The organism is Bradyrhizobium sp. (assembly GCF_004799405.1).
Taxonomy (GTDB): Bacteria; Pseudomonadota; Alphaproteobacteria; order Rhizobiales; family Xanthobacteraceae; genus Bradyrhizobium.
This window is the reverse complement of sequence record NZ_SSMW01000153.1, coordinates 2,501-24,861: the sequence shown is the minus strand read 5'-3', so window position 1 is coordinate 24,861 and position 22,361 is coordinate 2,501. Positions and strand designations below refer to the sequence as shown.

General features: G+C 63.0%; 19 protein-coding genes, 1 tRNA gene and 1 pseudogene (1 of these 21 cut by a window edge). 12 read left to right on the top strand and 9 right to left on the bottom strand.

Annotation, left to right across the window (positions count from 1 at the left end; genetic code table 11):
• Window positions 1-33: 33 nt before the first annotated feature.
• The 7 genes from E7813_RS24750 to E7813_RS24720 all read right to left on the bottom strand — a co-directional run bounded on the left by E7813_RS24750 (window position 34) and on the right by E7813_RS24720 (window position 8,205).
• A complete protein-coding gene (locus tag E7813_RS24750; RefSeq protein WP_291577918.1) occupies window positions 34-1,683 on the bottom strand; it encodes a regulator in 1,650 nt (549 codons plus the stop codon).
• Window positions 1,680-2,405 (bottom strand): isochorismatase family cysteine hydrolase, encoded by a 726-nt coding sequence (locus E7813_RS24745; protein WP_291577917.1) that lies wholly within the window; start codon window positions 2,403-2,405, stop codon window positions 1,680-1,682. The genes E7813_RS24750 and E7813_RS24745 overlap by 4 nt, the downstream gene beginning before the upstream one ends.
• 261 nt (window positions 2,406-2,666) lie before the next feature.
• Window positions 2,667-3,728 (bottom strand): 2-dehydropantoate 2-reductase, encoded by a 1,062-nt coding sequence (locus tag E7813_RS24740; RefSeq protein WP_291577916.1) that lies wholly within the window; start codon window positions 3,726-3,728, stop codon window positions 2,667-2,669.
• 126 nt (window positions 3,729-3,854) lie between these two features.
• The gene (locus E7813_RS24735) at window positions 3,855-4,868 is read right to left on the bottom strand and encodes a substrate-binding domain-containing protein (protein WP_291577915.1); all 1,014 of its coding nucleotides are present in this window, start codon (window positions 4,866-4,868) and stop codon (window positions 3,855-3,857) included.
• Window positions 4,865-6,766 (bottom strand): molecular chaperone HtpG, encoded by a 1,902-nt coding sequence (gene htpG / locus E7813_RS24730; RefSeq protein ID WP_291577914.1) that lies wholly within the window; start codon window positions 6,764-6,766, stop codon window positions 4,865-4,867. Before htpG ends, E7813_RS24735 begins: the two co-directional genes overlap by 4 nt.
• A gap of 327 nt (window positions 6,767-7,093) precedes the next feature.
• A complete protein-coding gene (locus E7813_RS24725) occupies window positions 7,094-7,834 on the bottom strand; it encodes an ImmA/IrrE family metallo-endopeptidase (protein ID WP_291577913.1) in 741 nt (246 codons plus the stop codon).
• Window positions 7,835-8,128: 294 nt separating this feature from the next.
• A tRNA-Met gene (locus tag E7813_RS24720) sits at window positions 8,129-8,205 on the bottom strand.
• Window positions 8,206-8,499: 294 nt separating this feature from the next.
• Here E7813_RS24720 and E7813_RS24715 point away from each other — a divergent pair.
• The 4 genes from E7813_RS24715 (at window position 8,500) to E7813_RS24700 (ending at window position 13,489) form a co-directional block, all read left to right on the top strand.
• Complete coding sequence (locus E7813_RS24715) at window positions 8,500-9,933, top strand: coniferyl aldehyde dehydrogenase (RefSeq protein ID WP_291577912.1); 1,434 nt, start codon at window positions 8,500-8,502, stop codon at window positions 9,931-9,933.
• A gap of 82 nt (window positions 9,934-10,015) precedes the next feature.
• Complete coding sequence (locus E7813_RS24710) at window positions 10,016-11,623, top strand: choline dehydrogenase (RefSeq protein WP_291577911.1); 1,608 nt, start codon at window positions 10,016-10,018, stop codon at window positions 11,621-11,623.
• A 77-nt stretch (window positions 11,624-11,700) separates the two neighbouring features.
• On the top strand, window positions 11,701-12,483 hold the full coding sequence (locus E7813_RS24705) for an SDR family oxidoreductase (protein ID WP_291577910.1): 783 nt from the start codon (window positions 11,701-11,703) through the stop codon (window positions 12,481-12,483).
• 16 nt (window positions 12,484-12,499) lie between these two features.
• Window positions 12,500-13,489 (top strand): NADPH:quinone reductase, encoded by a 990-nt coding sequence (locus E7813_RS24700; protein WP_291577909.1) that lies wholly within the window; start codon window positions 12,500-12,502, stop codon window positions 13,487-13,489.
• 28 nt (window positions 13,490-13,517) lie between these two features.
• Here E7813_RS24700 and E7813_RS24695 read toward each other — a convergent pair.
• A pseudogene (locus tag E7813_RS24695) lies at window positions 13,518-13,930 on the bottom strand (DUF3775 domain-containing protein).
• A gap of 122 nt (window positions 13,931-14,052) precedes the next feature.
• Here E7813_RS24695 and E7813_RS24690 point away from each other — a divergent pair.
• The 4 genes from E7813_RS24690 (at window position 14,053) to E7813_RS24675 (ending at window position 17,793) form a co-directional block, all read left to right on the top strand.
• Window positions 14,053-14,895 (top strand): MBL fold metallo-hydrolase, encoded by an 843-nt coding sequence (locus E7813_RS24690; protein ID WP_291577908.1) that lies wholly within the window; start codon window positions 14,053-14,055, stop codon window positions 14,893-14,895.
• A gap of 144 nt (window positions 14,896-15,039) precedes the next feature.
• The gene (locus E7813_RS24685) at window positions 15,040-15,882 is read left to right on the top strand and encodes a fumarylacetoacetate hydrolase family protein (protein WP_291577907.1); all 843 of its coding nucleotides are present in this window, start codon (window positions 15,040-15,042) and stop codon (window positions 15,880-15,882) included.
• Window positions 15,883-16,004: 122 nt separating this feature from the next.
• Entirely contained in the window at window positions 16,005-16,619 is a 615-nt protein-coding gene (locus E7813_RS24680) for a glutathione S-transferase family protein (protein ID WP_291577906.1), read from the top strand.
• A 10-nt stretch (window positions 16,620-16,629) separates the two neighbouring features.
• On the top strand, window positions 16,630-17,793 hold the full coding sequence (locus E7813_RS24675; RefSeq protein WP_291577905.1) for a serine hydrolase: 1,164 nt from the start codon (window positions 16,630-16,632) through the stop codon (window positions 17,791-17,793).
• 27 nt (window positions 17,794-17,820) lie between these two features.
• Here E7813_RS24675 and E7813_RS24670 read toward each other — a convergent pair whose 3' ends face one another.
• Window positions 17,821-18,363, bottom strand: coding sequence for a methylated-DNA--[protein]-cysteine S-methyltransferase (locus tag E7813_RS24670; protein WP_291577904.1), 543 nt, complete (start codon window positions 18,361-18,363; stop codon window positions 17,821-17,823).
• Between the two features lie 240 nt (window positions 18,364-18,603).
• Between E7813_RS24670 and E7813_RS24665 the strand changes: the two genes are divergently transcribed.
• The 4 genes from E7813_RS24665 to E7813_RS24650 form a co-directional block, all read left to right on the top strand.
• The gene (locus tag E7813_RS24665) at window positions 18,604-19,416 is read left to right on the top strand and encodes an alpha/beta hydrolase (protein ID WP_291577903.1); all 813 of its coding nucleotides are present in this window, start codon (window positions 18,604-18,606) and stop codon (window positions 19,414-19,416) included.
• Between the two features lie 38 nt (window positions 19,417-19,454).
• Entirely contained in the window at window positions 19,455-20,261 is an 807-nt protein-coding gene (locus E7813_RS24660) for an alpha/beta hydrolase (protein WP_291577902.1), read from the top strand.
• A gap of 224 nt (window positions 20,262-20,485) precedes the next feature.
• Complete coding sequence (locus E7813_RS24655; protein WP_291577900.1) at window positions 20,486-21,286, top strand: phytanoyl-CoA dioxygenase family protein; 801 nt, start codon at window positions 20,486-20,488, stop codon at window positions 21,284-21,286.
• A gap of 184 nt (window positions 21,287-21,470) precedes the next feature.
• Window positions 21,471-22,361, top strand: the 5' portion of a protein-coding gene (locus E7813_RS24650; protein ID WP_291577899.1) for a Gfo/Idh/MocA family oxidoreductase. 420 nt of this gene lie beyond the right edge of the window; the window shows 891 of its 1,311 coding nt (coding positions 1-891); its start codon is at window positions 21,471-21,473; its stop codon lies beyond the right edge, outside the window.

Sequence of the window (22,361 nt, the reverse complement as noted above, 5' to 3'; positions counted from 1 at the left end):
TATTCCCCGCGCTGACAGGCTACTGCGCCACTGTCACTCCGCCGGCACCGCGTGCGACGGCATCTCCGGCACGGGCATCGTGCTGGCACCGAACTTCTCCACCGCGAAGAAGCCGGCCGCCACCACGGCATAGGCCAGTGCTACGCCGGGCGTCACGCCCATTCCGCCGCCGATGCCAACGGCCTCGCCGTGCATGAAGCCGAAATAGGTCAACACGGCACCCGCCAGCGCGAAGGCGGAAGCCTTCATGAAGTCGCGCTCGATGACGAAGACGCCGATCGCGCCCAGCACCAGGCCCGCAAGGATCGAGCCGCCGCCCATCACTTCCAGCCCGCGGTAGAGCACGCCCTGCTGCGGCAGCGCTGCAATCGCCGCGGTCTTGACCGCGCCGACCTTGTCGGCGGCGAGGCCGCCGACGCTCTGGGCCGCATTGAGCGTCGAGCCGAGCATGGTGTCGATCTGCAGCTTGGCCCAGGCCGCAAGATGCGGCGTCAAGGCCAGCACGATCGCCGGCGCATGCTTGAGCGGCGTGGTCTGGAACGCCTGCGCGCCGATCAGCATGCCGATGTAGAGCAGGATTGGCGAAATCGCGACCACCGGCACCAGCGCCAGCAGCACCGAGATGATGCCGAACCAGGACAACACCACCACCATGATCCCGGTCGCCGCCGAATAACCGATCCGGCCGCCCATCGCCTTCCAGCCGGGGTGGCCGATATAGACCGCGTTGATGAACGGATTGCCCATCAGGCAGCCGATCAGGCTGACGACGCCGTCGGCGGTCAGCACGCGGGTGGTGGGATATGCATCGCCCGCTGCCTCGGCGCTTTCGACGTTATCCATCGCCTCGACCAGGTCGTAGATGCCGAACGGGATCGCCGTCACCAGGATGACGCCAAGGAATTCGAAGCCCGAAAACACCTGGCCGACCGCCGGGATCGGCACCGAAAAGCCGAAGCTTGCGAAGGCGTCGCCGACGCCCTTGACGCTCAAGCCGCCGAGCCCAAGCCCGAACAGGTTGGAGCCCCAGGCGATGATCATGCCGGCCGCGATGGCGACGAGGCCCGCCGGTATTCCCTTGAAATATTTCACGCCGCCGAACCAGCTCACCAGGATGATGGCAAAGCAGATCAGGCCGATCTGCGGCGTCATGTACATCTCCAGCGCCGGCCGCATCGAGATAAAGGTGACGGATACGCCGGCCAGCGTGCCGAGCAGCGCCGCGCGCGGGGTAATCTTCCGGATGTAGGGCGCAATGAAGCCGCCGATCATCAGAATAAAACTCTGGAAGAATACCCAGACCAGGCCCGCGGACCAGCCCTTCATCGCATCGCCGGTCTTGAGCGTCACCGGCAGCATGATCACAAAGGTGACGATGAACATGTGCGGTACGCTGACGCCCGATGGCAACGCGCAGACATCGGTGCGGCCCGTTTTCTGTGCCAGCCGGTAGGCAAGCCACGCATAGTAGAAGGTGGAGAGGCACATCATCAGGCCGAGCGCCGGCAGGATGCGGCCGAACACCAGCGAGTCGGGCATCTTCAGCACGAAGCGCAGCAACCCGGTCAGCACCAGCATGTTGACCAGGATGTTGGTGCCGAAACCGAAAAAGGCATTCCAGTCGCCTGGCGTCCACAATACCGGCTTGAAATCTCCAGCAGTCCCCGTTGTACTCGTGCTCATCGTGATGCTCCCGCTGCCAACTTGTTCGAAGTCTCCGGTGTCATTGCCTCCAGAACCGCGGCGGAGTCGCTGACCCAGCCGAAAATGCCGCCCTGGGCCTTGATCATTTTCAGGCCCATCTCGTGGAATTCGGGGAAATAGGATGCGCAGCCGTCAGCCAGCACGACGCAGCGGTAGCCGCGGTCGTTGGCCTCGCGCACGGTGGTGTTGACGCAGACCTCCGTTGTGACGCCGCACACCAAGAGATCCTTGATGCCGTATTTCTGCAGGAGGTCGCCGAGCTCGGTGGCGTAGAACGCACCCTTGCCCGGCTTGTCGATGACGATCTCGCCGTCGATCGGATAAAGCGCCGGAATGATGTCGTGACCGTCTTCGCCGCGGATCAGGATCCGGCCCATCGGACCGGGATCGCCGATGCGCAAGGACGGCGCGCCGCGTTCGATCTTGGCGGGCGGCGCATCGGACAGGTCGGGCAAATGGCCCTCGCGGGTGTGCACCACCAGCATCCCGCTCTCGCGCGCCGCGGCCAGCACCGCTGCGATCGGCTCTACCGCGCTCGCCAGCTGCGAGACATCGTTGCCCAGCGTCTCGCCGAAACCGCCGGGCTCCATGAAATCGCGCTGCATGTCGATGATGACGAGCGCCGTGCTCGACCAATCGAGATCGATCGGCCCTGGCTCCGCAGCGACCGTACCGCCGGATGAATACTTCGAGTTGGCCATGACCTACGTACCCCCCGCAAGAACTGCCGGAGATAGTTAAGCAAGCCCCATGCCATTGTGTACAACGCGTTCAGGCGTCGCGAGGTTCGGGAATCATTCATATTGTCAGTAAGTTGGATTTCGCGCCGGCGTCTGCTCATTACCTATGCGCAGCTTTTGCGACGTGCATTTGCTTATTCGTTGAGCGACCGGCGAGCCGTGCCGGATCGTTCCCGGCGGCAGTACCAGGACCGCAGAACCGTAACGGGGCGGACTGCCTGTTCAGTTCAACCGCAGCTCGGTGATGTGCCGCGGATCGGCCTTGAGCTCGTTGCGTTCCACGCGCTTGACGATGTCCGTCAGCACGGCATTGGCGCGGCAGTTGAGGCCGACCTTCTCGCCCTCGTGCACCACAAAGCCGTTGAGGAATTCGATCTCGGTGCGCCGGCCCTTCTGCATGTCCTGGCCCATGGAGGGACGCTGCTCGGACGACGTGCGGCTACCGTCCTTGAAGCGCTGCTCGTCGCAGGCGCGCATCGCCGTCTCGTCGCCCTCGCCGGCCCGCGCGATCGTCTCCGGCGGCAGATGCAGAATCTCCTCCAGCTGGTAGCCGTGCGCTTGCCCGACGCGGATCGCTTCGCTACCGAGCCGGGTGGAGAAGCGGCGGATCGGCTCGCTTTTCAACAGCTCGCCGCCTGGCAGGCCGGTGCAGGCGGAGAGCCCGTTGCCCATGACGTTGGCGACCAGTTTCGACCAGCGCTCGCCCCACAGATTGCCGGTGACCTTGGCGCTGTCGGCGTAGCCGACCAGGCGGCAGATTTCTTCCGACCGCGGCGTGATGCGGCCGTGCACCTCGCCGGCGCGAAATACGGTGTGCGCCGCGCCGTGCTTGGCGGCACCGCGGTGGATATGGCCCGGCTCAGGCAGGTTGACCGTGATGCTGCTGGCGATGCAGCCGAGCGTCTTGCCCCAGCCGACAATGCCCGCGATCGTCTCTTCATTCATGCAGTTCTGCAGCGACACCACGTAGCCGGCCGGCGCCAGATACTGGCGGATCAGCATGGTGGCCCAGGCGGTGTCGTAGGACTTCATGCAGACAAAGGCGATGTCGACCGGCGTCTCCTTGGCGAGCTGCTGGGCGTCGGTGACGTGCAGCGCGCGAACCGGAACGGTGAATTCCGGAACGTCCCTGGCGTGGGTGACGCGCAGGCCGTGTTTGCGCATATGCTCGACATGCTCGGGCCACGGATCGATGAACGTCACGTCCTCGCCGGCCTGCACCATATGCGCCCCGGCATACCCGCCGACGGCACCTGCTCCGACAATCGCTATCTTCCGGCCCATGCGTTCCTCCAGGTTTTTTTGAGGCTAGCGTGCCCAGGGGATGACGATCCCGGTTACCTTGTAGCCGCACCGACGCGTAGCATTTTCCGGGCCCGCTGCAAGGCGGATTGAACCGCCGATCGCTGCTCAATCGATGGGCTTGAGGACGAGCTCCTCCGGCCGCGCCTTGACAAAACCGAATTGCGCATAGGCGTCCTGCGCGGCATCCGACCTCAGGAAGGCGAGATAACTCTCCGCGTTTTCCTGGTGCCGGCTGTTTTGCAGCGCGCCGACGGCATAGGAGACTTCGTCGCGCAAGCTGTCTGCGGCCGGCAGTTCCACGGTCTCGATCTGAGCGCCGTGACGCAAGGCTTCCATCCCTTCGGTCTTCCAGACGATGCCGGCATCCGACTTGTCATCGCGGATGCGTTCGGGCGTTTCCCGGTGATGGACGGCGGTGAACCAGTTCCGCTCCGTGGTCTGGCAGGAGGCGCATTCCTGGCCGTTGGCAATCGCCGGCCACAGCCCATGCCGTTCCAGCACCTTGCGGGCATAGAATTGCATGATGCCCTCGCTCACCGGATTGGGCATCGAGGTCCGGACGTTGGCCCGGACGAGATCGTCGATGCCGGTAATGGCCTTCGGATTGCCCTTGGCCACCATGATCTGCAGCTCGTTATGCATGTAGACCTCATAGCTGTTCATGAGGCCGGCGGCCTTGAGCTTTTTCAGGTGCCCGAGATTGACGGAGGCATAGACATCGGGAGTGCCGCGATATTCCTTGCCGTCATAAACCCAGCCACCGCCTTCGATCGCTGAAAGAAGCAGGCCGGGTGGCAGCGTGATCAGCCCGACGGTCACACCGGGATGGACTTTCCGGAAAGCACCGACCACCTCATCCATCGCAAAAAACTGGTTGCCTGCGACCCAGAGCACCAGATCGGCATCGGACATCATGTATTCGAGTGCTGCGACACCTTCCTGAGGCGGACCGTTGCCGGAATAGAATTTGAGGTCGGTATCCTTGTTCGGCGGAATTACCGCGAGCGCTTTTGGTGTGTTGCCTTGCGCCAGGGCTGGCGACCGCACCGCGACGACCGTGATCGCCAGGATAATCGCCAATCCTGCCCGCAGCGCTAACGATGCCGGGCCATTATTCATGTCGACCCTTCGCCCGGCGACGGCATCGCCTGCAGGACGAGGCGATTGAGGCGCGCGGCAAAGGCTGCGGGATCCTCGGGCAATTCGCCGTCGAGGATTTGAGCCTGCTCCAGCAACAGCAGCGACAGATCGTCCGCGGTCGCCGACCCTGCTTCAGCCTTCGCGATCGCCGCCACCAGCGGATGCCGCAGATTGATCTCCAGGATCGGTTTGGTCCTGACCCCGCGATTTTGCTGCGACAACAGGCGCTCGAGCTCCCGATCGGGCCCCTGACTGCCCGCGACCAGACAGGACGCGCTGGTGGTCAACCGCTGCGAGGCCCTGACATCGGTGACGCGATCGCCGAGGCAGGCCTTGATGACCGCGATCGTCGCCGCCTCGTCGGTCACGGCCGCGTCCTTGGCCTCTTTCCCGGCGCTGTCATCGAGCAGCGGAACGAGATCGAAGTTGACATCGCCCTGGCTCAGCGATTTCAGCGGCTTGCCTTCAAAATCCAGCCGCGCCGACGCCCAGAACGCATCCACCGGATCGGTCAGCAGCAGCACCTCGATGCCGCGGGCCGCCGCCGATTCGAGCTTGGGGTTCGACTTCAATCGCTCGATGCTGTCGCCGACCAGGAAGTAAACCTCGGTCTGGTTGGGCTTGAGGCCGGCGATATATTGCCTGAGCGACCGCTTCTCGCCCGCGGTTGTGCTGAATCGCGCCAGCGCCAGCAATTTTTCGCGCCGCTCGAAATCTTCGTAGAGGCCTTCCTTGATCACCGGGCCGAAGGCGTCCCAGATTTTGCCGAAGCTGTCGGGTTCCTTTTCGCCCAGCGTCTCGAGCTCGCCGACAACGCGGCTGGTGACCGCTTTCCTGATCTGCGCCAGTTGCGGATTGTTCTGCAGCATCTCGCGCGAGATGTTGAGCGGAAGGTCCTCGCTGTCGACCACGCCGCGGATGAAGCGCAGGTAAGCCGGCAACAGGTCGGCATCGTCGGTGATGAAGACACGGCGCACATAAAGCTTGACCCTGCCCTTGCGCGACGGCTCGAACAGGTCGAACGGTTTGGTGGAGGGTGCAAACAGCAGCACCGCATAGGACTGCCGTCCCTCGGCGCGATAATGCAGCGTCATCGCCGGCTCGTCGAACGCACCCGCAATCGACTTGTAGGCCTGCACATAGTCCTCCGGCTTCAGTTCCGATTTGGGACGCTGCCACAGCGCGCTGGCCGAATTGATCTGGCGCGGCTCGCCCTCTTCCGGAACCAGCACAATCGGAAACTGGATGTTGTCGGAATAGGCGCCGACGATACGTTCGATCTCGTAGGTCTCGAGGTATTTTTTGGCGTCGGGTTTCAGGTGCAGCACGATCTCGGTGCCCCGCGCGATTCGCTTCGCGTCTTCCTCCCGAACTGGTGCGATTTCGAATCCGCTGCCGCCCGACGAAGACCAGGTCCAGACCTCATCCGCGCCCGCCCGGCGGCTGGTGACGACGATGCGCTCGGCCACCATGAAGGCGGAATAAAACCCGACGCCGAACTGGCCGATCAGATTGGCGCCGTCCTTGGCCTCGGCCAGACGCGACAGGAAAGACCTGGTGCCGGAACGCGCGATGGTGCCGAGATTGTCGATCAGCTCCTGCCGGTCCATGCCGATGCCGCTGTCGGCAACCGTCAGCGTGTTGTCCTTCTTGTTCGGTGCGATCCGGATTTTCGGCGGCTCGCCGTCCGCGATCAGTTCGGGACGGGCGATCGCCTCATAGCGCAGTCTGTCGCAGGCGTCCGACGCGTTCGAGATCAATTCGCGCAGGAAAATATCGGTCTCCGAATAGACCGAATGCACCATCAGGTGCAGGAGCTCGGAGACCTCGGCCTGGAATGGCTGGGATTCAACGGGGGTTTCGGTATCGGTGGTCATTAACGGTCTCGCTGGGTGGCAAAGGGTAATAGCGGAAAATCCGATATAGCGATGCTATCCGGGGAGGCAAGGTTTGCCGGTCTGGTGTTATCCCAAAGCTTCCGGATTTACCTAAGCTATTACAAACGCGGCATGAATGTCATCTTGCCGCTTCCCGGCCGCCCCAGGTGCTAGTGAGCAGATTTCGCACCGGCGCCTCGCTTGACCGCGCGCAACGTCAAAGCCAGCGGCACCATGACCATGGACTGGGGCTCGACGTTGATAGAAACGGCTCGATAATTACAATTGGCAAAGTCTGACCAACACAATCCATTCAGCAAGAGTTCGTCACTCATCTTCGAGCATTTCGGGATCGTTGATCAGGACCAGAGTTAGAATTTCGTCTGTTGCGCTTCGGATTGTTTGTTCGTGTACAGCAAACTTTCCTGCATCGCGACGATCAAACCAAGCTTCCGCGTCAATTTTGCGCGGCATTGGATCATCCGGCTTTTTGCCAAAAAGGACGCCGAACGCAAAGCTATCAGCGTCGAGATCATCTCTCGGAAACCATCGCGGCGGAACGTCGGGGCCACGCGCAAACCATTTGCGGCCTTTAAGCCCATGACAAACCAGCAACGCGGGCGAGTGGCCGCCTTCGACAAGACGAATGGCGGTCGCTGATCGGCTCGTGTGAAAAATGTCGGCGATATCGTTGACGGCTTTGAAATTCAATTTCGGATAGACGCGGGCGGCGGGGCCGAAAAGATAATGCGGCATAAGAAGATCAGCCGCATAGTTATTAGCGACACGTTCGGGAGACATCTTACCTTGTGGAGCGGACTCCTCAACGCGACAGACGAGCGTCTGACCTTTGTGGTGAGTCCAATGACCAATTTCGTGAGCCAGTGAAAAGCGCTTCCGCCGATCGGAACAATCCTTACCGATCGTGATGATCGCAGCTTCGTTCCGTCCAATAATGCGCGCCTCACAACCTTCGAGTTTGCGATATCGGACGCGCGCGCCGAGATGAAAGGCGATCGCTTCAAGGTCGATCTCGCCGGGCTCCGTGATCCCGAGTTCCTGGAGCAAGCGTTCTGCCGGCGCAAAGCTGCCCCGAGACTAGGCAGCACGCGCTGATCCCGCAACTGAAAGGTGCGGGTCGAAACTCGCTTCACGTCCACCAGTCATCGCTCGAATACGGAGACAGGGTCCGAGCCAAAGCACCAAATAGCCGACAGAAGCCGAAGTTCAGCAGCTCCCAATGGTGTATCGCCCAGAGTTCTCCAACCGCAGGCGGTGGCGACACGGTGGCGACATGCTCAAAACAAGAAAGCCGCCCCGAAGGGCGGCTCTCAAAAAACCTCATAAAATCAGAGGTTTGTCTGGTTGCGGGGACAGGATTTGAACCTGTGACCTTCAGGTTATGAGCCTGACGAGCTACCGGGCTGCTCCACCCCGCGATAAACCATGCTCACCCTCCCGAAAACCGAACACCGAAACGAATTTGGCCCACGCCCAAAGGCGCCGATCGATCCCGTCCGGAGGCTTCCTGAGAAGGCAACCCGGGCAAATGCCCATGGCGCGAGCGGTATGTACCAATGCGAGGGTGCTTTGGAAAGGCCCGCGAGCGATCTTTTCGGGGTTTTATCGGGGCGGAACAGGCTTTATCAGGCCAAACAGGCCCGCAAGGCCGCTCTTGCCAGAATTGGCGCAAAAGCCCAGCTTTGGGCCAAGAGAATTTTGGGGGGAACGCCATGGACCAGCCGCTGAAAAGCCGGGGGCAAAGAGCCCTGGATGATGCGTTTCAGCGCATGTTCGAGCTGTCGCGGACCATGCCGGCGCCGACGCTGACTGAGCGTCTCGACCGGCTGGCGCGCTTGCGCGCGGCGATCTCGGACAATGAAACTGGTTTCGAGCAGGCGATCTCGGCGGATTTCGGCCATCGCAGCAGCATCGAGACCGCGATCGCGGAGAGCTTGCTGGTGCTCGGCGAAATCAGGCACGCCGCCAGGCACTTGAAGAAATGGATGGCGCCGCAGCGGGTTTCGACCGCGCTGCAATTCATGCCGGCCAAGAACCGGCTGATCCCGCAGCCGCTCGGCGTGGTCGGCATCATCGCGCCCTGGAATTACCCGTTGCAGCTCACGCTGGCGCCCGCAGTGGCCGCCCTTGCCGCCGGCAATCGCGTGATGATCAAGCCGAGCGAGCTGGTGCCGCGTTTTTCGGCGCTGCTCAAGGAAGTCATCGCCGCGAAATTCGACGCCTCGGAAATGATGGTGACGGGCATCGAGGACGATATCGCGCAGGCGTTTGCTTCCCTGCCGTTCGACCATCTGATGTTCACCGGCTCGACCCGGGTCGGCCGGCTCGTGGCGGAAGCCGCCGGGCGCAATCTGACGCCGATCACGCTCGAGCTTGGCGGCAAGTCGCCTGCCATTGTCGACCGTTCGGCCGATCTAGCGGAAGCAGCGGCGCGTATCGCCTATGGCAAGCTGCTCAATGCCGGCCAGACCTGCATCGCGCCCGACTATGCGCTGGTGCCGGAAGCCTCGGTGCAGGATTTTGCCGAGCGGCTGCAGGCCAATATGCAGAAGATGTTCGGCACCGACCCCGATAATGCCGACTACACGTCGATCGTCTCCGACCGGCATTATGCGCGGCTCGAGGGCCTGGTGGCCGACGCCGCCGCCAAGGGCGCCAAGGTCATGCAGGCCGCGAAGGCCAGCGATCCCGCCTGGAAATCGAAACGCAAGTTTCCACCGACCATTCTGCTCGGCGTCACGCCTAACATGACCGTCATGCAGGAAGAAATCTTCGGGCCGCTGTTGCCGATCATGGGCTACAGGGACGCGGGTGAGCCGGTCGCCTACGTCAACAAGCACGACCGGCCGCTGGCGCTGTACTGGTTCGGCAAGGACAACGCGGCGCGCGACGAGGTGCTGTCGCGCACCGTCTCCGGCGGCGTCACCGTCAACGATTGCCTGTTTCATTTCACCCAGATCAACCAGCCGATGGGCGGCGTCGGGGCGTCCGGTACCGGCGCCTATCACGGCGAATGGGGGTTTCGCTCCTTAAGCAAACTAAAGCCGGTGTTCTATCGTTCGCCGTTCAACCGGCTGGCCGATCTTTATCCGCCCTATGGCGCCAGGATCGCGCGGCTGGAGAAGATGCTGCGATTGATGTCGTAGCGCCAGGATTGCTTCGTCGCTTCGCTCCTCGCAATAACGAGAGCTGGCAAGCCATAAGAAATATCAACGAGGGGGAACAACCGTGACGGATACATTCGATTTTGTGGTGGTGGGCGGCGGCTCCGGCGGCTGCGCGGTCGCAAGCCGTCTCTCCGAGGATCAGAATACGTCGGTGGCGCTGCTGGAAGCCGGCGGCAAGGACGACAACTGGGTCGTCACCGCGCCGGGCGCGATGATCCTGATGATTTCCGGCAAGGTCAACAACTGGGCGTTCGATACCGTGCCGCAGGCGGGCCTCAACGGCCGGATCGGCTATCAGCCGCGCGGCAAGGGACTCGGCGGCTCCTCCGCGATCAATGCCATGGTCTATATCCGCGGCCACAGAAGCGATTACGACCAGTGGGCCTCGCTCGGCAACACCGGCTGGTCCTATGCCGACGTGCTGCCTTACTTCAAGCGCTCGGAGGACAATGCCGAACTCGGCGGCGAGTATCACGGCAAGGGCGGTCCGCTCCACGTCACCGGACTGCGGTCCGACAATCCGGTGCGGGAGATGTACCTGCAGGCCGCGCGCGAAGCCCAATTCCGCATCCGCGAGGACTTCAATGCCGAGGACCAGGAAGGCCTCGGCAGCTATCAGGTGACGCAGAAGAACGGCGAACGCTGGAGCGCGGCGCGCGGCTACATTCACCCCTTCATGGCGACGCGTCCGAATTTGCGCGTCGAGACCAACGCGCAGGCCACCCGCATCCTGTTCGAGGGCAAGCGCGCGGTCGGCGTCGAATACCGGCAAGGCAAGGAAACCAGGCAAATTCGCGCCCGCCGCGAAGTGATCCTGTCGGGCGGCGCGTTCCAGACGCCGCAACTGCTGATGCTGTCCGGCGTCGGCGACAGCACAGCCCTTGCCAAACACGGCATCGCCTCTACGCATCATCTGCCGGGCGTCGGGCAAAACCTGCAGGACCATCCGGACTTTGTATTCGGCTTCACCTCCGACGCGCCGTATTTCGCCGGCCTGTCGTTCGGTGGCATCGCGCGGATCTTCAAGGGCATCGCGCAATACCGGCGCGAGCGGCGTGGACCGATGACATCGAACATCGCCGAATGCGGCGGCTTCCTCAAAACCCGCCCCGACCTCGACGTGCCCGATATCCAGCTGCACTTCTGCATGGCGATGGTGAACGATCACGGCCGCAAGCCGCGCTGGGGCACCGGCTTCTCCTGTCACGTCTGCCTGCTGCGCCCCAAAAGCCGCGGCAGCGTCTGGCTGCAAAGCGCCGATCCGCTTGCCGCCCCCGCGATCGATCCGAATTTCTTCGGCGAGCAAGCCGACGTCGATACCATGGTCGCCGGCTTCAAGGTGACCAAGCGGCTATTGGATGCGCCGGCGCTGAAGGCGCTGCAGACCTCTGACGTGTTCACCGAAGGCGTCGAAACCGACGACGATATTCGCAAAGTGCTGCGCGAGCGCGTCGATACCGTCTATCACCCGGTCGGCACCTGCAAGATGGGCGTCAACGATTCGATGGCGGTGGTCGATCCGAAGCTGAAAGTCTACGGCCTCGAAGGCCTGCGCGTGGTCGACGCCTCGATCATGCCGACCCTGATCGGCGGCAACACCAATGCGCCGACCATCATGATCGGCGAGAAGGCGGCCGACATGATCAAGGCGGAGATGCGGGCGAATTGAACCAGGTCGCCATTCAGAGGTACAGTAGGCATATCGAACCACCAAAAAAGCCATCCGAACCAGAGGGGAGTGAGACAGTGGATCTTGGAATCAAAGGCCGCCGCGCATTGGTATGCGCATCCAGCAAGGGCCTGGGACGCGCTTGCGCAGCCGCACTTGCCGCCGAAGGCGTGCATGTCACGATGACCGCGCGCGGCGCCGAAGTGCTGGCCAACGCCGCCGCCGACATACGCAAGGCAAACCCCGGCGTCACGGTGACGGAAGTCGCCGGCGATATCACCACGCCTGCGGGCCGCGAGGCCGCGCTGAAAGCCTGTCCCGACCCAGACATCCTGATCAACAATGCCGGCGGTCCGCCGCCCGGCGATTTCCGCAACTGGACCCGCGACGACTGGATCAAGGCCATCGACGCCAACATGCTGACGCCGATCGAACTGATCAAGGCGACGGTGGACGGCATGATGGCACGCAAGTTCGGCCGCATCGTCAACATCACCTCGGCCGCGGTGAAGTCGCCGATCGAGATACTGGGCCTGTCGAACGGCGCGCGCGCCGGCCTCACCGGATTCGTCGCCGGCATCGCGCGCAAGACCGTGATCAACAACGTCACCATCAACGGTTTGCTGCCGGGACCCTTCAATACCGACCGGCTGCGCGGCACCGCGAAGGCGGAGGCCGAAAAGCGCGGCCTCACCGCGGAGCAGATCATGGTGGAACGCGCCAAGCTCAATCCCGCCGGGCGCTTCGGCGATCCCGACGAATTCGGCGAGGCGTGCGCGTTTCTGTGCAGCGCCAAGGCCGGCTTCATCACCGGGCAGAACATCCTGCTCGATGGCGGCGCGTTCCCCGGCACGCTCTAACCGAAAGCGCTACCAAATGAAGGCGGCCTGGTATGAGCGGACGGGCGCTGCACCCGATGTGCTGAGCTTTGGCGAGATGCCGACGCCGGCGGCCGGACCTGGCGAAGTCCGGGTCCGGCTGGAAGCCTCCGGCGTCAATCCCGCCGATGCCGGCCGCCGCTCCGGCAGCTACCGCGCGATGGAATACCCCCGCGTGATTCCCAACAGCGACGGCGCAGGGATCGTCGATCAGCTCGGCGCCGGCGTCACGCGGCTCAGCGTGGGGCAACGGGTCTGGCTCTTTAACGGGCAGCGCAACGGCCGCGCGTTCGGCACCGCGGCTGAATATATCGCGCTGGCCGAGCATCTGGTGACGCCGTTGCCGAACGACGTGTCGTTCGCGGCCGGGGCGACGCTCGGTATCCCCTGCATGACCTCGTGGTGCTGCCTGTTCGGCGATGGGCCGATCGCGGGCCGGACCGTCCTGGTCACCGGCGGCGCCGGCGCGGTCGGCCACTATGCCGTGCAACTGGCAAAATGGGGCGGCGCGCGCGTCATCGCGACTGTTAGTTCGCAGATGAAGGCCGAGCAGGCGCGCCTTGCGAGCGCCGACCTCGTCGTCAACTACCGGACCGAGGACGTTGTCGCCAAAACGATGGCGTTCACCGCACAGCGCGGTGTCGATCGCGTCGTCGACGTCGACTTCGGCGGCAACATCGAAACCACGCTGAAGCTGATGGCGATGAATTCAACCATCGCGGTCTACGCCACCAACGGCAATCGCAACCCGGTGGTGCCGATACGCACCCTGATGGAAAGATGCATCGCGTTGCGCACGCTGGTGCTGCCGGCGTTGCCGCCTCCGCTGCTTGCGGCAGCTCAAGCCGATATTTCGAAATGGCTGGCGGCGGGAACGCGTATTCACAACATCGCCGGGCAGTTCGCGCTATCGGAAACCACCCAGGCTCACCTTGCGGTGGAAAAAGGCGACAAGCTCGGCACCGTCATCGTCGATTGCGCGCGGTAGCAGTTTCTTCCAACTCGAAGCAGAATTCTCACCGTACCGGCGTGGTTCGCTCGTCGGCCCAGCTCAGTCCGAACTCATCGAGGCCCTCGGCCAGGAGATCACCCAGCATCGGTTCGCCGAGAAGATAGCTTGCGGTGCGCCCGTTGCGGCCATCGGCCGCCTCACGACGGAGATCTTGCCATTCTCGATGGTCGCATCGCCGCGCCCGAGCCGCATCAGGGCGACCAGGTCGATCTGCTCGTCGTCCGTCAGCGCATCGATGAAGCCCGTAATCTCGCGCGCCACCGGATCGCTGCCATTATCCTCGAGCACATCGATCATGTTGTCGTCAGTCCCGTTGGAGCCGGAATCCGGATCGGTCGGCGCGTCCGTGGCATCGAATTCCCGCGCTTTCTCGATCAAAAAACCGACTTTTTCGGCTGAAATCGCTAGCTCTGGCATCGCGCGCTCCTTGGGCAGGCTTTCCCCGATAACGCCCGATGCCGCCGGATGATCCATTGCACAGGCTTGCGGAAACCAGCATCTTTCGCCCTCCAACAAGCGGATTTTCAGGGAAGCGCCGGATGCACTGGAAAGTGGGCAAGGTCAAAATCACGAAAATCGTCGAACTGGAGACGATCGGCAGCACGAAATTTATACTGCCCCTGGCCAGTAATGAAGAAATCCGGAAATTGCCCTGGCTGATTCCCCATTTCGCCACCGACGAGGGCCGTCTCAAAATGTCGATCCACTCGCTGGTGGTCGAGACGCCCTCGCGGCGGATCGTGGTCGATACCGGTCTTGGCAACGACAAGGAAGGCCGCAAGGTTCCGACCTGGAACAACCGCCAGGAGCCGTTCCTCGAGACCATGACGGCGGCCGGCTTTGCGCCCGACAGCATCGACACCGTGCTCTGCACGCATCTGCATGTCGACCATGTCGGCTGGAACACCCGGCTCGAGGGCGGCAAATGGGTGCCGACCTTCGCCAACGCGCGTTATGTGTTCGGCAAAACCGAATACGAGCATTGGCGCGACCACCGCGACGAGTCCGACAAGGTGGCTGTCTTCAATGACTCGGTGCAACCCCTCGCCGATGCCGGCAAGGCCGACCTCGTCGCCAGCGACGCCAAAATTGGCGATGAAATCACCCTGATCCCGACGCCCGGCCACAGCCCCGGCCATATGAGCCTTCACATCCAGTCCGACGGCGAAGACGCCCTGCTGATGGGCGACGTCGCCCATCATCCCTGCCAGATGGCGCATCTCGACTGGTCGTCGACCGCGGACTCCGATCCGGTGCGCTCGGCGGTGACACGGCGCGAATTGTTCTCGCGTCTTGCCGACAGGCCGACGCTGGTGATCGGCGGCCATTTCAACGGCGGCCGCATCCGGCGCGACGGCGACGCCTTCAAATTCATCGTTTAGGGCATGATCCCGGAGCCGTTACTTCCCCCATGCGCTTTTCGGATAAGGGACCTGCCATGCGGCGCGCAGTCAGCAGTTGAATTTCCCCGCGTGCTGTTCCATGAAGCATCCAAGTAACCAAAACCACGTCAGGGAGTGATGAAAATGAAGCTTGTTCGGTATGGGGCGATTGGCCAGGAAAAGCCCGGCCTGATCGATAAATCGGGTCAACTGCGCGATCTGTCGGCGCATGTGAAGGACCTCAATGGCGAGGCCTATGCGCCGGCCTCCTTGGCCAAGCTCGCCGGTCTCGACGCCGCCAAGCTGCCCGCCGTGGACGGCAAGCCGCGGCTCGGCGCGCCGGTTACCGGCCTCTCGAAATTCGTCGCCATCGGCCTGAACTATGTCGATCATGCCAAGGAGACCGGAAACCCAATTCCGCCCGAGCCGATCTTCTTCCTGAAGGCCAACACCAGCCTCAGCGGCCCCAACGATCCGGTCGAGAAGCCGCGGGAATCCAAGAAGCTCGACTGGGAAGTCGAAATCGCCGCCATCATCGGCACCCGCGCCAAATATGTCTCCGAGGCCGACGCGCTCAATCACGTCGCCGGCTACTGCGTCTGCAACGACGTCTCCGAACGCTACTTCCAGCAGGAACGCGGCGGACAATGGACCAAGGGAAAATCGCACGACACCTTCGGTCCGCTCGGCCCGTGGCTGGTCACCAAGGACGAAATACCGGACGTGCAGAAGCTCTCGATGTGGCTCGACGTCAACGGCAAGCGCTGCCAGACCGGATCGACCTCGACCATGATCTTCACCATCGCGAAGTGCATTGCCTACGTCTCGACCTTTCTTACCCTGCTGCCCGGCGACATCATCACGACCGGCACGCCGCCCGGCGTCGGCGCCGGCATGAAGCCGCCCAAGTTCCTCAACGTCGGCGACGTCGTCACCCTCGGCATCGAAGGGCTTGGCGAGCAGCGGCAGGAAATCGTCGCCGCTTGAGGATCATGCACGCGTATTTGTAAAATTCGTCATGGCCGGGTTTGTCCCGTCCTTCAGGACGTTTAGTGCGAAGGCGCGCTTGGCACTTTTGTCCGGCCATGACGGAGAAAAAGGAACACTCCATGAAACTGACCTACTCTCCCGCTTCGCCGTTCGCCCGCAAGGTCCGCATCGCCGCGATCGAACTCGGCCTGATCGACAAAATCGAATTCATTCCGGCCACCGTGGTGCCGGGCCAGCTCAATGAAGAATACTCGCAGATCAATCCGGTGAAGAAGCTGCCGGCGCTGATCCTGGACAATGGCGAGGTGATCGTCGATTCCTACGTCATCGTCGAATATCTTGATGAGTTGGCCGGCGGCGGAAAGCTCGTTCCGGCATCCGGCGCCGTCAAATGGAAGGTCAAGAGCGACCATTCCCTGCTGCAAGGCATGCTCGATTCGATGCTGCTGTGCCGCTATGAGCGGATGGTGCGGCCGCAGGAACTGCGCTGGCAGGCGTGGAGCGACGATCACTGGCACCGGGCGTGGAACGGCATGGCGCGGTTCGAGAAGCAAGCCGACATGCTGTCACGGCCGCTCGACATCTCGCAGATCGCGCTGGTCTGCGTGCTCGGCTATGCCGATTTCCGCTTTCCCGATTGCGGCTGGCGCAAGGCCTATCCGAAGCTCGATGCTTTCCACGAAAAGATGCTGACGCGACCTTCGGTCAAGATCTCGCTGCCGCCGCCGGCGTAACGCCGCAGCCATGCGCGACCGCCTCGATCAACTACGGCGTCTCGGCTTCGCCGCGGTCTTCGCGGTCATTGCCTCCGGTACACTGGCCGAGACCAATCCGGTTTGTGGCACTCCGGCCGCATTGGACGACGGCTGGATCGCAGCCTCGCCCGAAAGCGCCGGCCTTGATGGCGCACGGCTATGCGGCATTGCCGCCCGGCTGAAGGATACCGAAGCCGACGTTCATGCCGTCGTCATCGTCCGTCATGGTGAACTGGTGTTCGAGCAATATTTCGCAGGCTATGACGAGCGCTGGGATGTGCCGGGACAATACGACCATGACGCGACCACCAGACACGATATGCGCTCGGCTTCCAAGAGCGTTATCTCGCTGCTGATAGGCATCGCAATCGACCGCAAGCTGATCGCCGGCGTCGATGAACCCGTGGTCAAATTCTTCCCGGAATTTTCGGCGCTCAAGACGCCAGGCTGGGACGGCATCACCCTTCGCCATCTCCTGACGATGTCATCCGGTATCAAGTGGAACGAGAACCTCGCCTGGACCGATCCCGGCAACGACGAGCCTCACCTTGGCGCGGACGCCAACCCGCTTCAGTACATTTTGGCGAAGCCGATCGCCGGGCCGCCTGACACAATCTGGACCTATAACGGCGGCGGCACCGATCTGCTGAGCAACATCATCGAACGCGTTTCCGGGAAGTCATTGCAAGCCTTTGCCCGCGAAACTTTGTTCCAGCCGCTCAGCATCACCGACTGGGAATGGAAGACTTATCCAACCAACGGGAAGATTGCGGCGGCCATCGGCCTTCGTCTCCGGCCGCGCGACGCCGCGAAGCTCGGACAGCTCGTGCTCAATCGCGGCGTGTGGGAAGGCCGGCAAGTCGTCCCGGCGGCATGGATCGCGCAATCCACCGCCCCGCGTTTTCAGGCCATCGGCTACTTCGGCGATTTGTTCTTCTACGGCTATCAGTGGTGGCTCGGCCGCACGCTTTCGGAAGGCAAGGAAGTCACGTGGATTGCCGCCATGGGACAGGGCGGCCAGCGCATCTTCGTTGTTCCCGAGCTCGATCTCGTCGTGATGATGACATCCGGCCTCTACTTCAGCGGGCACCAGGGTCATGCGGAGATCGACATCCTTTCCAATTTTGTGATTCCGTCCATCCGCGACAGATAACGCGTCGATGCAGCCGGCGACATCACCTCAGTCGAACAGGCTCGGCGTGTGATTGACCACTGCGCCCTCGATCGCAAGCATTTTGAGTTTGGTCACCACGCCGCCATTGGCGGAAAATCCGCCGGGCTTGCCGCCGGCGGCGAGCACGCGGTGGCAAGGCACCACGATCGGACAGGGATTGCGCCCGAGCGCCTGGCCGACGTCGCGTGACAGCTCGACGCCGCCGAGCCGCCTGGCGATATCGCCATAGGTCAGCGTCTTGCCCGGCGGAATGGTGCGCGCAATATCGTAGACGCCGCGGTTGAATTCGGGAACGCCGTCGAGATCGAGCACGACGTCCGACAGATCGTTGGGTTTGCCCGCGAGCAACTCCACCATCCCGTCAATCGCGCTTTGTACCTCGGTCGGCGGCGGCGCCTCGGCAATGTCGCCATAGCGCTGATGGATGCGGCCGCGGGTCTTGTCCTCGCTCGACATCGGCAATTGCACGGCGACCACGCCGCGCGCGCCCCACACGATGCCGCAAGGGCCGATCGCGGTGTCGAATAACGCAAAATGCTGCTCTGTCATGGCTGGCTCCAAATCTTGTGGCTCCATGGTGTGAACTGGATATTCCGTGCTGGCAGGGAATCTAGGCTTGGAAATTGTTGCGATCCACCCGAAATCCGACGGAACCGGCGGCATACACAGGATGACGCTCGCCTCCGTCATTCCGGGGCTGAGCTACGCGGGCGAGCCCGGTTAGTAGGCATTTGCCGGATTTCATGGAATGATCCGCATTCGCCTTCCGCCTGCCCCGCCCGAGTCCCCATGCAAACCCTTCCCGTCAACGGCACCGACATGGCCTATCTGGAGGTCGGGGAGGGCCCGCCGCTGGTGTGCGTACACGGCTCGCTCAACGATTTTCGGAGCTGGTTCTGCGTGCTGGGACCGCTATCACAAAAACACCGCGTGATCGCGGTGTCCTTGCGGCACTTTTTCCCCGAGCGGTGGGATGGCGTGGGCGACACCTATTCGATCGCGCAGCACGTCGAGGACATGATCGGCTTCATCGAGCAACTGAACGCTGGGCCGGTCGACCTGATGGGGCATTCGCGCGGCGGGCACGTCTCGTTACGGGTCGCGCAAAGGCGGCCCGATCTGTTGCGCCGGCTGATCCTGGCCGAACCCGGCGGCGAGCTCGATGCCACGCTCGACCCCACCGCGGCACCAGGGCCGTCGCCGCTTGCCGCGAGGGTCGCGGCTGCAGCCAGCCTGATCGCTGCCGGCGACGTCGAGGGTGGGCTAAAACTGTTCTTCGAGGCGATCGAAGGTCCCGGCAAGTGGGCACGGCTGCCGGCGATGCCGAAACAGCAATTGCGCGACAACGCCTACACGCTGGTCGGGCAAGCCCGCGACCGGCGCCCGCCTTTCTCGAAGGCCGATGCCGAAGCGATCGCGATGCCGACCCTGTTCATCGGCGGCGCCAGGACCAGGGGATCGCTGCCGCATGTGCTGCACACGCTTGCCGCCCACGTTCCCAATTCAAGGACGGTGATGATCCCCAACACCACCCACCCGATGTTCGAACAGGCGCCGCACCAATTTTGCAAGATCGTGCTGGAGTTTCTGGGTGCGCCGTAAAGCCACCATGTGCCCCCTATCACATTTCCTGGTGTCCCATGCAAACGCTTGCCGTCAACGGATACGACATGGCCTACCTCGAGGTCGGAAAGGGGCCGCCGCTGGTCTGCGTCCATGGCACGCTCGGTGATTTCCGCACCTGGTCGGCGGTGTACGGGCCGCTGTCGAAGCAGCGTCGCGTGATCTCGGTTTCCCTGCGGCGCTTTTTCCCCGAGCATTGGGACGGCGTCGGCAATGACTATCTGATGGCGCAGCATGTCGCCGACGTGATCGCCTTCATCGAGAAATTCGCGGACAAGCCGCTGGACCTGATGGGACATTCGCGCGGCGGACATATCGCGTTTCGCGTCGCGCAGCAGCGGCCCGATTTGCTGCGCAGGATGGTGCTGGCCGAACCCGGCGGCGAACTGGACCTATCGCTCGATCCTGCCGCCGGACTCTCGCAACGTGTGTCGCGGTTCGCCGCATCGGCAGAAAGGGTCAAAGAGGGTGACATCGAGGGCGGGCTGATGCTTTTCTTCGATACGATCGAGGGCGAAGGCGCGTGGGGGCGCCTGCCGGCGGCACCCAAACAGCAGCTACGCGACAACGTCTACACCCTGATCGGACAGGTCGGCGAAAATCGCCAGCCCTATACCAGGCAGCAGGCGGAATCGATCAGGACGCCGACGCTGTTCGTCGGCGGCGCCGACACCAGGGGGCCGCTACCGGCGGTGCTGCGCGCGCTCTCGGCGCATGTTCCCGGCGCAAAGACCGCGATGATAGCGGGCGCCGGCCACTGGATGTTCGAGCAGGCACCCGAGGAATTCAGTAAAATCGTGCTGGAATTTCTGGCGGCAGGGTGAACGCAACGGTTATTGCGCTGCGCCATCGCCCGGTTGGTAAACGTCCGGCCCGATGCTAATCTGCCATCAAGGAATTCCACGATGAAACGCCTGCCATCGCGCCCGCGACGGATATATCAATACCGGCTCGATCGTACCGCAGCTTTACCCGATGACGCGGATGTTGACCGAACCCGGCAAGAAGAAATGAAATCCGTGCTAAAATATCCCAGGGAGGATACGCCATGAAATTGACCCAGCAACAGATCGACGACTTCAACCGGGAAGGCTGGCTGTTTCTTCCCGAACTGTTCAGCCGCGAGGAAGTAGCGCTGCTGGCGCATGAGGCGGAGGGTATCTACGACACCGACCGCCCGGAGGTATGGCGCGAAAAGAGCGGCGCGCCGCGCACCGCCTTCGCAGCCCATCTCTACAACGAAGCGTTCGGCCTGCTCGGCGCGCATCCGCGCATGATCGATCCGGTGGAACAGATCTTCGGCGAGAAGGTCTACATGCACCAGTACAAGATCAACGCCAAATCCGCCTTTACCGGCGACGTCTGGCAATGGCACCAGGATTACGGCACCTGGAAGCGCGACGACGGCATGCCGGAGCCGCGGGCGATGAACATCGCGATCTTTCTCGACGAGGTGATGCCGATCAACGGCCCGCTGATGCTGGTGCCGAAGAGCCAGACCGCCGGCGATCTCAAGGCGGCGCACGACCTCGAGACCACCTCCTATCCGCTGTGGACGCTGGACGAGGAAACGGTGACGCGGCTGGTGAGGGAAGGCGGCATCGTCGCGCCGACCGGAAAGGCCGGCGGCATGCTGATGTTCCACGGCAACCTGGTGCACGGCTCGGCCGGCAACATCACGCCGTATCCGCGCAAGATCGTCTACCTCACGCTCAACGCCGTTTCGAACTATATCCGCACCCCGACCCGGCCGGAGTTCATCGCACATCGCGATTTTACGCCGATCCAGACCGTAAAGGACGATGCGCTGCTCCGGCTTGCGCGCAGCCATCGCCAGGCGGCGGAGTAATTCTGCTTCACCTCTCCGATCGGGAGGGGTCGGATCGCATCATCAGATGCGATCCGGGTGAGGGGTTAAGGCCGAACGATAAGGCCTGAACCCCTCACCCCGGCCCTCTTCCGATCGGAGAGGGAGCGCACCGCTGCTGCCTTCCGACCGTAACATCATTCCAGCCAGCCGGATCGTCCCTCTCATGAACCTTCACCACCTGCTCAACGCCCGCCGCGCGGCCGGAAAACCGGTTCGTGTCGCGCTGATCGGCGCCGGCAAATTCGGCTCGATGTTCCTGTCGCAGGTGCCGCATACGCCGGGACTCGAGGTGCCGGTGATCGTCGACCTCGATCCGGAGCGGGCGCGGGAGGCCTGCCGCACGGTTGGCTGGGACGCCGCGCGGATCGCGGCGACCACCTTCACCGCCGACGCCGGCAGGGCGACCTCCGGCGCTGTCGAGGTGATCGTGGAAGCCACCGGCAATCCGGCGGTCGGCATCAGGCATGCGCGCGCGGCGATTGCCGCCGGCAAGCATATCGTGATGGTCAATGTCGAGGCCGATGTGCTGGCGGGCCCGTTGCTCGCGGAAGAAGGCCGCCAGGCCGGCGTGGTCTATTCGCTGGCCTATGGCGACCAGCCGGCGCTGACCGCCGAGATGGTGGACTGGGCCCGCGCGACCGGATTCCGCGTGGTCGCCGCCGGCAAGGGCACCAAATATTTGCCGGCCTATCACGACGTGACGCCGGCCGAGGTCTGGAGCCATTACGGGCTGACGGCCGGCGAGGCGCAGTCCGCCGGCATGAATCCGCAGATGTTCAACTCGTTTCTCGACGGCACCAAATCCGCGATCGAAATGGCCGCGATCGCCAACGCCACCGGCCTCGACGTGCCGGCCGGCGGCCTGTTGTTTCCGCCCTGCGGCGTCGACGATCTGCCGCATGTGATGCGGCCGCACGACAAGGGCGGCGTGCTGGAGAAATCCGGCGTGGTCGAAGTGGTGTCGTCGCTGGAACGCGACGGCCGGCCGGTGTTCCGCGATTTGCGCTGGGGCGTCTATGTGGTGCTGGAAGCGCCGAACGACTACGCCGCGGAT